Here is a 14,305-nt window from a genome sequence, read left to right as displayed (position 1 = left end):
TGCAGGAACCGTTAATTGCACCGCACAAGCGCGATGGGCAAGGATTGCAGGCATGAGCAAAGTGGTAGGATTGGCGCTGAACGCGCGGGCTTGGACGGCAGGCATGACCGCGTTGGCAATACTGGCCAGCAGTTCCCTGCCTGCCGGAGCGCAGGTGCGTAAAGTCGATCCCAACGCGGCCATCGACGGCGATCTGTCGCGCAATGCCGAATTGCCAGCCGTCGACGGGCAGATCAGCGGAGATCCCTATGCGCCGGTTGCCGAACCTGCTGCTCAGGACCGTGACCTCCTGCCGCCGGATCCGTATGCACAACCCTATGCAGCGCCAGTTCAGCAGCCTGCTCCATACGCTGCCCCTGCGTCTCAGCCGCAAGCTCCATCGCCGCCGCCTGTTTCAAGCACACAATCGGCGACTTACCAGCGAGACCAGGTGCTTGGCGCGGCAGAGCGCGCCTTTGGCAAGGGAGCCGAGGGGCTGGCCAAGCTGATCGAGGACATCCTGCACGAACAGGGCGAACCCAGCGCCTACATCAGCGGGCGTGAGGCGGGCGGCGCGCTGGCGGTCGGCATACGCTATGGCGAAGGCACGTTGCACCACGCGGTCGAGGGCGACAAGCGGGTGTTCTGGACCGGGCCATCGGTTGGTCTCGACGCAGGCGCAAACGCAGGCTCCACGTTCATTCTTGTTTACAATCTCTGGGACAGCGAGGATCTGTACACCCGCTTTCCTGCAGGCGAGGGCCAAGCCTATGCCATAGGCGGGTTCAATGCCAGCTATGTGCGCAAGGGCGACATTGTCATGATTCCCGTGCGGCTTGGCGTCGGTGTTCGTCTTGGAGTGAACGCAGGCTATCTGCGCTTCTCCAAGAAACAGCGCTGGCTCCCGTTCTGACCGGTTGCGGTCCTTTTTGCCGGCCACCGGACTTGCCCGCGCGCCTGAACATCTGCATGAGCGCACCTTCGCTCAGGTAAACACATGCTGACAGGAAAAGAAATGCTGGCCGAACTTCCGCAACAGGCTCCCGATGCGCTGCTCGCGCTGATCAAGATGTATGCGGCGGACGATCGGGCAGCCAAGATCGACCTTGGCGTTGGCGTCTACCGCACCGACAAAGGCGCAACACCGGTATTCAGCGCAATCAAGCACGCGGAACGCCGGCTGGTGGAAGAACAGCAATCGAAGGCGTATCTCGGCCCCGAAGGCTGCATGGAGTTTGTCGAGAGCCTGAAGCCGATCATCTTCGGGGCAAGTCTGGCGAGCAGCACGAACATCGCCGGCATGCAGACACCAGGTGGAACAGGTGGCGTGCGGCTGGCCGTAGCACTTGCCAAGGCAGCGGGCGTCGCAAAAATCCTGATGGGAGTGCCAAGCTGGCCCAATCATGCGCAGATCATGGACGATCTTGGCGTGCCCCTGGTCTCGTTTGGTCACGCTCGTGAGGGTCGTCCCGATATGGATGCGCTCAGAGCAGCAATCGCGGCGGCAGATGCAGGAGACGCGGTGCTGCTCCACGGATGCTGCCACAATCCTACCGGCATCGATTATACGCAGGAACAATGGCAGGAGATTGCCGGACTGATCGCGAGCAAGAGCCTGCTGCCGATCCTGGACCTTGCCTATCAGGGCTTGGGTGAAGGGCTAGAAGAGGATGCGCAAGGCGTCCGCACAGTAATGCAAGCAGTGCCAGAGGCGCTTCTGGCATACAGCTGCGACAAGAACTTCGGCCTCTACAGGGACAGGGTCGGCGCGCTTTACGTGCAGGCTGCGGACGAGGCGGGCCTGGCACGCATCATGTCGAATGCAGCTTCCATCGCGCGGGCGACCTGGTCCATGCCGCCGGACCATGGCGCCTCTGCGGTCCGGGAGGTCCTCAAGGATGAGCAACTGCGTGCCGACTGGCGCGACGAACTTGCCTCCATGCGCAAGCGGATGCACGAGGTGCGCGGCGTCCTTGCCGCTGCCGGCATCGTCGGGACCATCGACATGGCACCGCTGGCGCAGCAGAATGGATTGTTCTCGATGCTGCCGCTCGCCAGCGAGCAGATTGTCGCCTTGCGCGAACGCCATGGTGTTTACATGGCAGGATCGGGCCGCATCAACATTGCAGGGCTGACCCTTGGCAACATTGACAACTTCATCGGCGCCGTCGCGGATGTGACCGGGTGACAGTCAGCCTGCGCGCAGCATCTGCATGCGTTGCAAATAGCGGGCAAGGACATCTATTTCGATGTTGAGCTGATCGCCCACCTCTTTATCGCCCAAGGTGGTTACAGCGGCGGTATGGGGGATGATGTTGAGCGAGAACCGCGCACTGCCATCTGCATTGTCGGCAACCTCGTTGACGGTCAAAGATACACCGTCAACAGTGACTGAACCCTTGGCAGCGACGAACGGGGAAATTGCCGCAGGAACATCGATCTCGAGATGGATTGATCCTGCGCGCAGTTCCTTCCTGGTGACATTGCCCACTGCATCCACGTGCCCTGTGACGATGTGACCGCCAAGCTCATCGCCCAGCTTCAATGCCCGTTCCAGGTTCAGCATGGCTCCAGCTTGCCATTGCCCTTCCGCGGTGCGTGACAGGGTTTCATCCGACACATCCACTGCAAACCAGCTGTCATCAGCCGTGTCAGCCAGGTCAACCACCGTCAGGCATACGCCCGAGCAGGCAATAGAGGCGCCAATCTGGAGATCCCGTGCGCTTGCTGACTGGGTGATGACAAGTCGCGTATCTCCAGCGTTGCGGGATACCTTGCTGACGGTGCCGATGGCGGTGGTTATGCCGGTAAACATGACATGCGCCCGTATACCTCAAGATGATCGCTGCCAAGTGCCTGCCGGTCTGTCATGCGCCAACAGCCATGCGCAGCGGCAAGGGAGCCAAGGCCGATGTCGCCAATCCCCGGCATGCCGCCGCCAATGATGATCGGGGCCCGATAGATCAAGAGACGGTCAACGACATCGGCACGCAGGAAGGCAGCGGCAGTGGCTGCGCCGCCTTCCACCATCAGATATTGCGCCGGCAGCATCACCGAAAGATCAGCCGGATCATGCAATGCCTGCCATCCTGCCGGAGCCTGCCCACGAGTCAGCAGCCAACGTTCCGGTGACTGCCTTTCCAGTCCCAGCAATCGCACATCCAGCGTGGGTTGGTCCGCCAGCAGCGTGCCGCGACCGATCAGAATCGCATCGTGACGCGCGCGCTCGCCATGAGTGTGTGCCCGCGCTGCTTCGCCTGTGATCCATCGACTGCTCCTGTCCGCCATGGCAAGGCAGCCGTCGATCGACAAAGCCAGCTTCAAAGTCACAAAAGGGCGCTGCCGTTCAACGCGCGACAGATATCCTGCAAGCGATTGGCGGCTTGCTGCACAGTGCAGCACCTCGACTTCCATGCCGGCAGTCCGCAGCGCCGCAATGCCTCGGCCCGCGGTGCGTGGATCGGGGTCGCAGCACCCGATGACGACCCGCGCCACCTGTGCCTTGATGAGAAGCTCCGTGCAGGAGGGCCCGCGTCCGTTCTCATGCGCGCATGGTTCAAGCGTGACATAGACAGTCGCGTATCCGGCCGCGGATCCTGCTTGGGCGAGCGCAACCGCTTCTGCGTGAGGACGTCCGCCCACCTGCGTCCAGCCGCGCCCGACGACACGATCCTGGCGGACGATCATACATCCGACAGCAGGGTTGGGCCGGCTGAGCGGGCGTGCACGCCGCGCAAGCCGTGCAGCAGCAGCCAACCAGGTATCGTCGGTGCGGATGTAGTCGTTGGGCATCGGCGCTGGATGCTGGCTATTGATCATTCGCGGAAGGTTGGCTGATATTTTGCCCGGCACGTTCAATTGCGCGACGGCGGGCTTCTTCGACCCGCTGTGCCTGCTCGGCGCGCTCGCGGATGCCGCGTTGGCGCGCTTCCTCCACGTCTATGCCGGAAACCCGTCCGACCACCTCGTAACGTTCGCGGATCTGCGCTTCGCGTTCGGCACGCTGCGCCAGCAACGCATCCTTGCGTTTCTGATTCTCGATGTTGGAGGCGATGATCTCGGCATCGCTGCGTCCTGGCTCGAAAGTGTCGATGTACGTAACCGTCGGCGATCGCGGCTCGACGACGTATTGCTCCTGGAACATGACACCAAAAATGCAGAAAGTCACCGCAGCCGACAGTGCAAGGAAGCGCCAGCGGTGCGGCGTCTCCTGCTTCCAGACATCACGCAGGTCCCTTCCTGCCCGCAAGGGATTGAAAAGGACAAGGAGTCGCGAAAAACCTGTGGATGTCGATGCCATGCGGCGTCACAGATAAGCGCTGTTGCCCGCTTGCGCCAGAGCCATGATCAGCCAAACGGCACATGGAGCGTGCGGCCATGCTTCTTGAGCCACAGGTTGGCTGCCGCAGGATCATCGCTCAGGATAAGGCCGTGGAGGGAATGAAAAGCGGCTGAATGATTGAAATGCACCAGATGTGCAACTTCATGCGCCACCACACATCGCCGGACGTGATCGGGCGCCATGATCAGCCGCCAGTTGAGACGGATGGTGCCATCCGCCGCACAGCTTCCCCAGCGGCTGCGCGCCTCGCTGAGCTTTATGGCAGTGGCCTGGCGATCGACTGCCTTGCAGAAATGCACCAAGTCGGCCTGCATCACCATCGATGCTTCTGTGCGCAGCCAGCAGCGGATGCGGCTGCCGAGAGATTGCTCCGCGCCGCCGCACTCGAGCGCCTGGCCATTGCGTACTGGTCGCCGATCCCGCCTTTCGTCCCAGCATAATTGCAGCAAAGTGCCGCGGTAAGGGATAAAGCTGCCGTCAACGAGATCCTCACGTTTCGGCAAACGGCGCAGTTGGTCCGCTATCCAGCCGACGCGGCTGCGGGCAAATTCTTCGCCATCACGCAACGCAGCCCAGCGAGGCAGAGAAACACGCGCTTCAGAGCCATCAGGTGAAAGTCGCAGAGTAATCTGACGAGCGGTGGGGTGATGGCGTATTCGCATCGGCACGATGTCTGCACCCACAGAGATTCGCGTCATCAATTCGCCCATGCCGGACGCCTGTGCGGGACGACGCCTGGCCAGGAATTGCTCAAGTCCCGCGCGTACCGACATGGATCATCAACAATCGTCCCGATCGCCCGCCCGAACGAGATCGAACCCGTCGATCATGACATGTTCCTCGATCGGCCCGGCATCATTTTCTGATATCACCCGTCCGGCGACTGACACGCCTTCGCGAACGACTGCATCGCGATCTCCGCAAACGAGGTAATGCCAGTGCGGCAGGCTTTCTCCCCTGGCGCGCAGACGATAGGCACATGTTTGGGGAAGCCACGACAAAGTTCCTGCGGTAGCCCGCGTCAGACGGATGCAGTCAGGGACCATTGCCTTGCGGTTTGCGTAATCGGTGCACTGCGCCGTCGCTGTATCAAGCAGACGGCACGCCACATCGGTGGCATAGACAGCGCCGGTATCGGCATCTTCAAGCTTGTGGAGGCAGCAATTGCCGCAACCGTCGCACAGGGCTTCCCACTCACCTTGGGAGAGGTCTTCAAGCGGCTTTTCCCAGAAAGGCGTCGCAGCGCAACTTTTGTCAGTCAATGCACCCACCGGGCAAGTTCCTGCGCGACTGCCGTGCCGCCTTGTTCCGATGGCAACAAGGCCACCGGCCGGCCTTCCGGATCAAACAACATGGCAGCCCGGCTGTGATCCATCAGATAGCCGCCGTTCGATGTTTCTGCTCCCTTGTTGGCGTAGACAGCAAACAGCTTTGCAACCGCAGCGATTTCATCTGCGCCTCCAGTCAGGCCAACCATGCGCGGGTGGAAATTGCCTGCGAATTCGCCCACCACCTCTGGGGTATCGCGATCAGGATCGATAGTGATGAAAATCGGCGTGATTGATCGGCCAAGATCTGGCGACTGCGCTTCGAACTGGCGAAGACCTTGTCCGATCGCCTGCGCATCAACAGGGCAGACGTCCGGGCAGAAGGTGTAGCCGAAATAGACGATCCGCCATTGACCGTCAAAATCTGACCAGCGGACCGTGCGACCATCCTCCCCGACAAGGGCAAAGTCGCCGCCGATGGTGGCGCCGGCAAGCGGAGCCTCTTCGCGCGGCGTTTCGCTGCAGGCGGCAAGTGGCAACGCCAAAGTCAGCATCAGGGCAAGGGCATGGGCAGGGCGCGAAGGCATGACGCGTCGTTTCATGTCTGCGTAAAGCTGCTTGCGCAAGAGGCAATTGCATCCATCTTCCGGCGTGCGTATCCTGTGATGCGCGAACACGACCGATACAGATACGCAAGAACAGGGGCGCTGCACGTTGAACGGGCCAGGCAAGACCATCTATCTCGGGTTGGGAGGAGCATTGCTCCTTGCAGCGACACCGGCGCTGGCGCAGTTTTCGGCTGGCTACAAGTTTCTCGAAGCGGTCAAGAAGCGCGACGGCGACGCTGCGGTTTCAGCGCTGAACGAGCCTGGAAGCACGTTGATCAACGCGCGTGATGTAGGAAACGGCGAAGGCGCCTTGCACTACGTCGTTGCAAGGCGGGATCTGACATGGCTGCGCTTCCTTCTCGACAAGGGTGCAGATCCCAACATCCGCGACAATAAAGGAGTGACGCCGCTGGAAATGGCATCTTCGCTGCAGTTTCTAGATGGGGTCGAGGCGCTGGCCAAGGCTGGTGCCAACATGAACGAAACCAATGTTACAGGTGAGACGCCGCTGATCGTTGCAACGCATCTGCGCGATGCGAAGCTGGCGCAGATATTGCTCGCCAATGGAGCCGATCCCGATCGCGCTGACAGTTCAGGACGCAGTGCCCGCAATTATGCACTGCTGGCCGGCCGCGACAATCCCGTACTCGCCGCGATCGAAAGCGACGACCGCAAGGCAGGAACGCAGGCAACTTATGGACCGGTGCTTTGATGATCGATGCTGAAAATCTGACGCTTGAAGAACTTGCGATCGCCTTGGCGCCTGCGCTTGCCGATGCTGCAATATTCGATGGTTGGGGTGAACAGGCACTGGCGACTGCAGCGCAGCTGGAGGGCGTGGATGCCGATGTAGCGCGTCTGGCTTTTCCTGATGGAGCGATGGACATGATCGCGGCGTGGACCGCGTCTATTGATCGCCGCATGGCCGAATCGCTCGACCCGGTTGAACTTGCGTCGATGAAGATCCGGGAGCGAATCCGCACGCTGGTCCTATTTCGTCTGGAAGCCGCGCTGCCTCAACGTGAAGCTGTACGCAGGGCCATCGCCGTCATGCTACTGCCCGGCAACATCCGCAGATCGCTCAGGCTGGGATGGCGAAGCGCGGATCTGATGTGGCGCATGGCCGGAGATCGGGCAACCGATTACAATCATTACAGCAAGCGGGCGATCCTTGCGTCGATCTATGCCGCGACCTTGTCGGTGTTCGTCAATGACGACAGCGAGGGCCAAGGGGAAACCCATGCCTTTCTCGACCGGCGGATCGATGATGTCATGCAGTTCGAGAAGACGAAAGCCAGCTTGCTGAAACCCGGTATGGAGCGGTTCAGCGTCACCAGATTGCTTGGCCGCCTGCGTTATCCGGCGATCTAGCGGCGGGGTACGTCTGACCAACAGGTATTGAGAACCAGTTGCAATGGCGCGAGGAGTGTGCGACCGGCGCAACATGCGCAAACATGTCTTGCACGAAGAGCGGAACACTTTGGCAGATTGTCCGCTGGGCACAACGGTTCGGATCAGATCGGTAGATTGGGACGCGCTGGCCAGCGAGGAAGCGCGCAGGTTGCATGCGCTGGGCATCGAACCCGGTGCCAGCCTGAAGCTTGCCTACCGCGGTATCTTTGCAGGGCGGGATCCGCTTGCGGTCGAGATCGGCCGCATGACGATCGCCTTGCGCAGGGTTCATGCGCTGGCGATACTGGTCGAGGATGTTGACGCAGAGGCGAGGCCATGACCAGACCCATTCGCGTGGTGGCGCTTGCCGGCAATCCCAATTGCGGCAAGAGCGCTCTGTTCAATGCATTGACTGGCGCCCGTCAGAAAATCGCAAACTATCCCGGCGTGACAGTGGAGCGCAAGGCAGGTCGCATGAGCCTGCACAATGGCGAACCGGTGGAACTGCTCGATCTGCCAGGCAGCTATTCGCTCGATCCGTCGAGCCCGGATGAGGCAGTTACCCGTGACGTGCTGACCGGAGACCAGCCGGGTCAGCGCCGTCCGGACGCGCTCATCGTGGTGGTTGATGCTGCAAATCTGCAACAGCACCTGGTGTTCGCCCAGGAGGCGATCGCCATTGGCCTGCCGGTGGTGATCGCACTCAATATGGTCGATCTGGCCGAACGTGACGGCCTGGTCCTCGATCCGCAAGCCATGGCACAGGCTGTCGGCGTCCCGGTGGTCGAGACAGTGGCAGTAAGGGGGCGCGGCCTTGATGCCTTGCTGGCTGCTCTTGCTGACCAGATCGAGCGACCGCGCGAGGCGCCAGTCCTGCCGACCGATGTCACAATGACGGAACGGCGCGTTACTGCCCAAGCCATCGCCAGGGCCGCGATTGTCTCGCAGACGCGCACCCGCAGGATGCATCGCGGGCTGGACAAGGTGCTGCTCAACCCCTGGACCGGGCCGCTCATTCTCTTTGCACTCCTGTTCATAGTGTTTCAGGCAGTGTTCGCATGGGCAGCGCCGTTTGCAGATGCCATAGAGAGCGCGATCGCCGCTCTTTCCAGCGGCGTGACGGAGGTGATGCCCAAGGGACTGATCCGCGACGCCATTACCGAAGGTGTGCTCGCAGGCGTGGGTTCAGTCGTCGTCTTCCTGCCGCAGATCGTCATTCTCTTCTTTTTCATCCTGCTGATGGAATCGACCGGATACATGGCGCGCGCAGCATTCCTGATGGACCGGATGATGGCAGGCGTCGGACTGTCCGGCCGCAGCTTTATCCCGCTGCTGTCAAGCTTTGCCTGTGCCATCCCCGGGATCATGGCCACGCGTTCCATTTCCGACCCCAAGGACCGGCTGACGACCATTCTCATTGCGCCGTTGATGACCTGCTCTGCGCGGTTGCCGGTCTATGCAGTCATCATCGCAGCCTTCATCCCGGCACGCAGCGTGGGCTTGGGCGTGGGTCTGCAAGGGCTGGTGCTGTTCGGATTGTATGTAGCCGGCATTGCCGGAGCAATGATCGTCGCACTGGTGTTGAGGCGCAGCGTCACAAAAGGCGACGCCAGCGGGTTCATCATGGAGTTGCCGCGCTATCAATGGCCGAGGCTGAAGGACCTGATGCTTGGGCTGTGGCAGCGGGCGTGGATTTTTTTGCGGCGCGCAGGCACGATCATTTTTGCCGCAACATTTCTCCTGTGGCTGCTGCTCAGTTTCCCGCAAGCAGAGCCTGGTGAAAGTCAGGTGGACGCATCCGTTGCCGGGAAGATTGCAGATGGCCTCGCCGTGGTCGTGGAGCCAATCGGATTCAATCGCGATATTGCTCTGGCGCTGATCCCGGCGATGGCTGCACGCGAGGTGGCAGTGGCATCGCTTGCAACGACTTATGCGGTGGATCAGCAGGACGAGGATGCAACGGCCGTCGCCCTTACCGACCAACTGTCCGCACGCTGGAGCTTGCCGACAGCGCTTGCGTTTCTTGCCTGGTTTGTTTTTGCGCCGCAATGCCTCTCCACGATCGCAGTTGCCAAGCGCGAAACGAACGGGTGGAAATGGCCCGGGTTCATGTTGCTGTATCTGTTCGTCCTCGCCTATATCTTCGCAGGACTCACATATTGGCTCGCCGTGGCGGCGGGGCTGTAGGAACGGATCGAATTCATGGCAGGCAGTTTGAACAAGGTAATGTTGATCGGCAATCTTGGTGCCGACCCCGAGGTTCGCAGCTTTCAGAACGGCGGCAAGGTGTGCAATCTGCGCATCGCGACGACGGAAAACTGGAAGGATCGCGAAGGGCAGCGGCAGGAACGTACCGAATGGCACACTGTGGCCATCTTTTCCGAAGGCCTGGTCAGCGTTGCAGAACGCTTCCTGCGCAAAGGCAGCAAGGTCTACGTCGAAGGTCAGTTGCAGACACGCAAATGGCAGGATCAGTCAGGTAACGATCGTTACTCGACCGAAGTTGTATTGCGCGGATTTGGCGGCACCCTGACCATGCTTGATGGCCGTCAAGGCGGTGCTGACGGCGGTACTGGTGGCGGGTCGGGCGGCGGCTGGCAATCGGGGTCATCAGATCAGTCAGGCGGCGGAGGGGCAGGCAACTGGAACCAGGGTGGCGGCTCCAGCGGTGGATCGGGTGGCGGCTACGAAGATTTGGACGACGATATTCCGTTCTGATGCCGGGTAGGTGAGGATCTGTAACGTCCTGGAGTAAGTGCCTAAAGCTTGTACGACTTCCCGCAAAACTACCGTAACTAATTTATCGGCATCATTGACAATGAGTAGGGGCGTCCCGCAGGTGTAACTGTAGGACGCCATTACTGTATTATGACCATCGTCGGGCTGGACTATGGCTTCCAGGAGCAGATGGACAACAGCAGCGTGCGCGGCGGCTCGCCATATGGTACATCACCATTGCCGGCGGCGACGGCAGCCTGCAACCGACCGATCCAGATCTCGCCGGTGCCCGTTATCTCGGCGCGCAAGTCGCCCGCACTGCGGCAAAGCTTGCCGTGTGACGAGAAACCGAAGATGATTCTACTTCACAGGATCATGAAATAAACCGCAGGACAGGTCTACCTCTTGCGGGAGGCGCCGCACTCCCGCCCGCGCAGCTTTTTTCCAAAAACTTGAAGCGCCAGATGAAGCGACGCCTTTAGATTGGAACTCCGTGGCACCATCGGCGGCGGTCAACACGGTCAGGACCATCGTGACGAAATCGAGTCCATTGGCATTGATGCTCCGAGCAAAGGTGATCTGCTGACCGTTTGGATTGCCTACAATTTGTTCGTGCAGACAGCGGGCGAGGAAAAGGATGATTTCGAACGCTGGTTGACAAGGACCGGACTAGGCGTCGGCGGTGTGAAGCTGCTGGTGAACGGGGCGGGCGAATACCTGACCTGTTTGGCTGCGGACTGCGAGAATTTACTCCAGCCCCGACCGTGACTCGCTCCCACCATGAAAAACGAACTGCAGGGCGTCTTGGAATTTTTGGCCACGAATGATTGGCCGTTCCGCATCCATGAAATTTCCGATGAAAGCATCGAACGCCTCCTCAATGTCTTCAAACGGATCGACGGCAAGACGCTGTTCAAGACGCGCTTTATTATTGATCACGCTGAGACCATCAGCGATTGGAACATAGAACGCGTTTATGCGCCAGGCGCTGGGCGGTTTCTCTTTTGCGGTGTACCAGGTGCAGGAAAGCAGACTGCATCATGAAAACCCGCGAACACTGTGAGAAGGGCGGACTTGAAGTGACAAATGATTCAGGCTGCGATGATCTGGGCGAGATGGTGTTTTCCTGTCCGTTTGCGCAGAGCAATGGTGCCGAACGCACTAACGTATCGGCCAATTTGCAGGAACTCGGCATGAATCAGGCACTCGCAAAACTGCTGGTGCTCAATGCACGTGATAATTACGCGCTGATCCTGCTCATTAGCCCCGAATTCCTGTCGATCGGCAAGAATAACCTTGGGTGGTACGTCATTGTTCTTGTGCCAGATGTGCCGACGCCAGTCTGATCCGATGCCCGAGAACACCACTTCAGGACATCGCGATGGGCCCGGCACACCCTGGTCACCGTTCAGGTTCCCTGCTTTTACAGTGTTGTGGGTAGCAACCGTGATTTCCAATATCGGCACGTGGATGCACGATGTCGGTGCCGGGTGGCTGATGACCGAACTCAGCGCGTCACCGGCCATAGTCGCGGCCGTCCAAGCGGCAACGACGCTGCCGATCTTTCTGTTCGCACTCCTGGCGGGAGCAGTGGCTGATATAGTCGATCGACGGAAGTTGCTCCTGATCGCCAATACGTTCCTTAGCGTAGTCGCCCTCCTGCTTGCAGGCATTGTCTATCTGGGATTGATGACGCCCGCGCTGCTGCTGATCTTCACCTTCGCCATGGGAACGGGCGCGGCATTCATGGCGCCTGTATGGCAGGCTATAGTTCCAAAGCTGATCGATCCACCGCACCTCGGTAGCGCGATCGCGCTTAATTCGGTTGGCATCAACGTCAGCCGTGCGATCGGACCGGCGCTGGCAGGGGTTCTGATCGTCGGGCTGGGGCTGGCCTCGCCCTTCGCTGTAAACGCCGTTTCATTTCTGGTTATCATCGCCGCTCTGTTCTGGTGGTCACCGGCGCCACGCGCGGTCCAGCAGGTTCCCGCCGAACAGGTTCTCGGGGCAATGCGCTCCGGTCTTAAATACACTCTGAATTCGAAACCAATGAAAGCGACACTGATCCGTGCGGCTGCATTCTTTTTGTTCGCCAGCGCTTTCTGGGCAATGTTGCCTTTGATCGCCAAAGACGTGCTGACTGGCGGCCCCGGGCTCTATGGTCTGTTGTTGGGAAGCGTGGGTGCCGGCGCGGTCTCTGGGGCTTTCGTGCTGCCGGCCATCAAACGCATGTTTGGCATCGGGGGAACAGTCTTTGCGGGATCTGTCGGCACCTCCCTGGTGCTGGTTATCCTTTCCCTGGGGTCCAGCCAGGTCTTGGCGCTCGCAGCGGCAGCCTTGGCAGGCCTGTCATGGATCGCAGTTCTTTCCAGCCTCCACGTCGCAGCCCAGACCGCGCTTCCCGATTGGGTCCGCGCGCGTGGCCTCGCCGTGTTCCTGACCGTGTTTTTCGGTTCGATGTCGGCAGGTAGCGTGATCTGGGGGCAGATTGCGACCCACACTTCAATTGAGACAGCACTGATGTTGGCTGCGGGCGGTGCGTTGGTGTTCGCTCTCATCACCTTGCCAGTCAAACTGAAAACTTACTCAGTAGAAGCGCTTGCGCCATCTTCGCACTGGCCCGAACCGGTTCTCATGGCGGAAGATCAGATTGCCGACGGTCCTGTCAGGATCGACGTTGTCTACAAGGTGGCAGTCTCTGAACAAGGTGCCTTCATGGCAGCGATGAAAGATATGCGAGCATCCCGGTTGCGAGGCGGGGGATATGGCTGGAGCCTGCTGCGAAACGCAGAGGGTGAAGATGAATTCATCGAGAGCTGGTTCGAACCGTCATGGACCGATCACATGCGCCACCATTCCCGCGTGTCGGAGGAAGATCGCCAGAAACAACTCCAGGTCGCCGCTTTACACAGCGGTTCGCAAGCTCCGCTGGTTAAGCATTGGGTGTCTGGCCGGAGATAAGTTGTTTAGTTAGGTTGATCTTTTGTTTGCAAGCAGCGCACAAACATTTCGGCGAATTTGCCGCGTAGCGGGATAAGTCCGCCAACTTGGCTGCAGTGACGCTGGCAGAAGGTCTTACTTGCGACAAAAGCGTGGTTCAGTTCTACACTTGATAAAGGTCAATTCGCAAAGTCAATTTGTTGATTAACGACGTGTTCGTGTCTTTGCCCGACAAGTGCGATTGAGATCGCGTCGCCAGATCTTCTAATTCCTGCATCAAAGGCAAGGGATGCCGAACCATTGCTCGATCCAGACGTTCGCTGGGAAAGAAGAAAATGTTTCGGCGGCAATTCCAGCGGCACTCCGGGTGTCGTTCAATGCCGATAATATCGAAATAGCCCTTCGCACAAGATGGCAGAACCGGGCGTTGAGGGACAAGCCCAAGGGCAGGGAGGCGTGCGAGATTTTGAACTGGCATCTCTGGAGTGACGCCAAGAAATCAGGGCCCGGACTTATAAGAGCTACCATGTGACGGTGACAGCGATGACGATCGTTGCCATGGAGGTTTTCACCGGCCCTGTCCGAGTGGTGCGGCCCGACGGTGTCGTAGTGGCGGCGGCCGGTCTTGATCAGGACTTACGCCTCAGTAAGCCTGTAGAAGATCCCGCGAATGAGCAGCTCATCCCGCAGTAAGCCCTTGAAGCTTTCGTGGTGGCCGTTCTCCTATGGCGCGCCCCGCGCGATGCAGCGTGCCTTCACCCCGATGCGGGCGAGCCAGTCCTGCATGGCGGAAGCGATAAATTCCGGACCTGATCTGCGCAGGTGGACCTTGAGAGACGAACAAGTCAGCCAGCGCCAGCACGTCCTGATGTTCAAGCCTGAGCGCCATGACCAGCGCCATGCATTCACGGCTGGCTTCGTCGATGATGGCCAGGATGCGGAACTTGCGACCATCATGGGTGCGCCCCGCGACAAACTCGTAGGCCCACACATACCCCGGGTACTCTGGCCGCAGGCGGATCCACAAGCCATTGTTCAAGCCATAGCCGGCCTCGTTC

At 59.8% G+C, this 14,305-nt stretch carries 17 protein-coding genes and 2 pseudogenes; 12 read left to right on the top strand and 7 right to left on the bottom strand.

What is annotated here, in order from left to right; translation table 11 throughout:
- Positions 1-52: 52 nt before the first annotated feature.
- Both RM533_RS02980 and RM533_RS02975 read left to right on the top strand, forming a co-directional pair.
- Positions 53-892, top strand: coding sequence for a DUF1134 domain-containing protein (locus RM533_RS02980; RefSeq protein ID WP_311339729.1), 840 nt, complete (start codon positions 53-55; stop codon positions 890-892).
- A gap of 102 nt (positions 893-994) precedes the next feature.
- Entirely contained in the window at positions 995-2,167 is a 1,173-nt protein-coding gene (locus RM533_RS02975) for an amino acid aminotransferase (protein WP_432265027.1), read from the top strand.
- A 3-nt stretch (positions 2,168-2,170) separates the two neighbouring features.
- Here RM533_RS02975 and RM533_RS02970 read toward each other — a convergent pair whose 3' ends face one another.
- The 6 genes from RM533_RS02970 to RM533_RS02945 form a co-directional block, all read right to left on the bottom strand.
- The gene (locus RM533_RS02970; protein ID WP_311339727.1) at positions 2,171-2,794 is read right to left on the bottom strand and encodes a riboflavin synthase; all 624 of its coding nucleotides are present in this window, start codon (positions 2,792-2,794) and stop codon (positions 2,171-2,173) included.
- Positions 2,779-3,798 (bottom strand): bifunctional diaminohydroxyphosphoribosylaminopyrimidine deaminase/5-amino-6-(5-phosphoribosylamino)uracil reductase RibD, encoded by a 1,020-nt coding sequence (gene ribD / locus RM533_RS02965; RefSeq protein WP_311339726.1) that lies wholly within the window; start codon positions 3,796-3,798, stop codon positions 2,779-2,781. The genes RM533_RS02970 and ribD overlap by 16 nt, the downstream gene beginning before the upstream one ends.
- On the bottom strand, positions 3,788-4,279 hold the full coding sequence (locus RM533_RS02960) for a hypothetical protein (protein ID WP_311339725.1): 492 nt from the start codon (positions 4,277-4,279) through the stop codon (positions 3,788-3,790). Before RM533_RS02960 ends, ribD begins: the two co-directional genes overlap by 11 nt.
- Before the next feature lie 47 nt (positions 4,280-4,326).
- The gene (locus RM533_RS02955) at positions 4,327-5,019 is read right to left on the bottom strand and encodes a M48 family metallopeptidase (RefSeq protein WP_311339724.1); all 693 of its coding nucleotides are present in this window, start codon (positions 5,017-5,019) and stop codon (positions 4,327-4,329) included.
- A gap of 81 nt (positions 5,020-5,100) precedes the next feature.
- On the bottom strand, positions 5,101-5,592 hold the full coding sequence (locus tag RM533_RS02950; protein ID WP_311339723.1) for a YcgN family cysteine cluster protein: 492 nt from the start codon (positions 5,590-5,592) through the stop codon (positions 5,101-5,103).
- A complete protein-coding gene (locus tag RM533_RS02945) occupies positions 5,580-6,191 on the bottom strand; it encodes an SCO family protein (protein ID WP_311339722.1) in 612 nt (203 codons plus the stop codon). The genes RM533_RS02950 and RM533_RS02945 overlap by 13 nt, the downstream gene beginning before the upstream one ends.
- A gap of 112 nt (positions 6,192-6,303) precedes the next feature.
- Here RM533_RS02945 and RM533_RS02940 point away from each other — a divergent pair, with 112 nt between their 5' ends.
- The 10 genes and pseudogenes from RM533_RS02940 to RM533_RS02895 all read left to right on the top strand — a co-directional run bounded on the left by RM533_RS02940 (position 6,304) and on the right by RM533_RS02895 (position 13,268).
- The gene (locus tag RM533_RS02940; RefSeq protein ID WP_311339721.1) at positions 6,304-6,909 is read left to right on the top strand and encodes an ankyrin repeat domain-containing protein; all 606 of its coding nucleotides are present in this window, start codon (positions 6,304-6,306) and stop codon (positions 6,907-6,909) included.
- A complete protein-coding gene (locus RM533_RS02935; protein ID WP_311339720.1) occupies positions 6,909-7,568 on the top strand; it encodes a COQ9 family protein in 660 nt (219 codons plus the stop codon). The genes RM533_RS02940 and RM533_RS02935 overlap by 1 nt, the downstream gene beginning before the upstream one ends.
- 73 nt (positions 7,569-7,641) lie before the next feature.
- Positions 7,642-7,929: a FeoA family protein gene (locus RM533_RS02930; protein ID WP_311339719.1), complete on the top strand. Its 288-nt coding sequence runs from the start codon at positions 7,642-7,644 to the stop codon at positions 7,927-7,929.
- Positions 7,926-9,776, top strand: a complete 1,851-nt coding sequence (feoB, locus tag RM533_RS02925) for a ferrous iron transporter B (RefSeq protein ID WP_311339718.1) — start codon at positions 7,926-7,928, stop codon at positions 9,774-9,776. Before RM533_RS02930 ends, feoB begins: the two co-directional genes overlap by 4 nt.
- Before the next feature lie 15 nt (positions 9,777-9,791).
- Complete coding sequence (gene ssb / locus RM533_RS02920; protein ID WP_311339717.1) at positions 9,792-10,307, top strand: single-stranded DNA-binding protein; 516 nt, start codon at positions 9,792-9,794, stop codon at positions 10,305-10,307.
- Positions 10,308-10,457: 150 nt separating this feature from the next.
- A pseudogene (locus RM533_RS02915) lies at positions 10,458-10,648 on the top strand (NAD(P)H:quinone oxidoreductase); the annotation flags it as partial.
- A 142-nt stretch (positions 10,649-10,790) separates the two neighbouring features.
- The gene (locus tag RM533_RS02910) at positions 10,791-11,075 is read left to right on the top strand and encodes a hypothetical protein (RefSeq protein WP_311339716.1); all 285 of its coding nucleotides are present in this window, start codon (positions 10,791-10,793) and stop codon (positions 11,073-11,075) included.
- Positions 11,076-11,087: 12 nt separating this feature from the next.
- Positions 11,088-11,351: a hypothetical protein gene (locus RM533_RS02905; RefSeq protein WP_311339715.1), complete on the top strand. Its 264-nt coding sequence runs from the start codon at positions 11,088-11,090 to the stop codon at positions 11,349-11,351.
- Positions 11,348-11,653: a hypothetical protein gene (locus RM533_RS02900; RefSeq protein ID WP_311339714.1), complete on the top strand. Its 306-nt coding sequence runs from the start codon at positions 11,348-11,350 to the stop codon at positions 11,651-11,653. The genes RM533_RS02905 and RM533_RS02900 overlap by 4 nt, the downstream gene beginning before the upstream one ends.
- Positions 11,634-13,268 (top strand): MFS transporter, encoded by a 1,635-nt coding sequence (locus tag RM533_RS02895; RefSeq protein WP_311340149.1) that lies wholly within the window; start codon positions 11,634-11,636, stop codon positions 13,266-13,268. Before RM533_RS02900 ends, RM533_RS02895 begins: the two co-directional genes overlap by 20 nt.
- 618 nt (positions 13,269-13,886) lie before the next feature.
- On the opposite strand, the pseudogene RM533_RS02890 reads toward RM533_RS02895, so the two are convergent.
- Positions 13,887-14,305: pseudogene (locus tag RM533_RS02890) on the bottom strand (DDE-type integrase/transposase/recombinase); the annotation flags it as partial.

Source organism: Croceicoccus esteveae (genome assembly GCF_031846435.1).
Classification (GTDB): Bacteria; Pseudomonadota; Alphaproteobacteria; order Sphingomonadales; family Sphingomonadaceae; genus Croceicoccus; species Croceicoccus esteveae.
Note: the sequence above shows the minus strand (reverse complement) of the source record. Positions and strands in the feature narration are given on the sequence as shown.

Coding starts and splice junctions, on each gene's coding strand:
- RM533_RS02980 (WP_311339729.1), top strand. CDS start 53: ATGAGCAAAGTGGTAGGATTGGCGCTGAACGCGCGGGCTTGGACGGCA.
- RM533_RS02975 (WP_432265027.1), top strand. CDS start 995: ATGCTGGCCGAACTTCCGCAACAGGCTCCCGATGCGCTGCTCGCGCTG.
- RM533_RS02970 (WP_311339727.1), bottom strand. CDS start 2,794: ATGTTTACCGGCATAACCACCGCCATCGGCACCGTCAGCAAGGTATCC.
- ribD (WP_311339726.1), bottom strand. CDS start 3,798: ATGATCAATAGCCAGCATCCAGCGCCGATGCCCAACGACTACATCCGC.
- RM533_RS02960 (WP_311339725.1), bottom strand. CDS start 4,279: ATGGCATCGACATCCACAGGTTTTTCGCGACTCCTTGTCCTTTTCAAT.
- RM533_RS02955 (WP_311339724.1), bottom strand. CDS start 5,019: ATGACGCGAATCTCTGTGGGTGCAGACATCGTGCCGATGCGAATACGC.
- RM533_RS02945 (WP_311339722.1), bottom strand. CDS start 6,191: ATGAAACGACGCGTCATGCCTTCGCGCCCTGCCCATGCCCTTGCCCTG.
- RM533_RS02935 (WP_311339720.1), top strand. CDS start 6,909: ATGATCGATGCTGAAAATCTGACGCTTGAAGAACTTGCGATCGCCTTG.
- RM533_RS02930 (WP_311339719.1), top strand. CDS start 7,642: ATGCGCAAACATGTCTTGCACGAAGAGCGGAACACTTTGGCAGATTGT.
- feoB (WP_311339718.1), top strand. CDS start 7,926: ATGACCAGACCCATTCGCGTGGTGGCGCTTGCCGGCAATCCCAATTGC.
- ssb (WP_311339717.1), top strand. CDS start 9,792: ATGGCAGGCAGTTTGAACAAGGTAATGTTGATCGGCAATCTTGGTGCC.
- RM533_RS02905 (WP_311339715.1), top strand. CDS start 11,088: ATGAAAAACGAACTGCAGGGCGTCTTGGAATTTTTGGCCACGAATGAT.
- RM533_RS02900 (WP_311339714.1), top strand. CDS start 11,348: ATGAAAACCCGCGAACACTGTGAGAAGGGCGGACTTGAAGTGACAAAT.
- RM533_RS02895 (WP_311340149.1), top strand. CDS start 11,634: ATGTGCCGACGCCAGTCTGATCCGATGCCCGAGAACACCACTTCAGGA.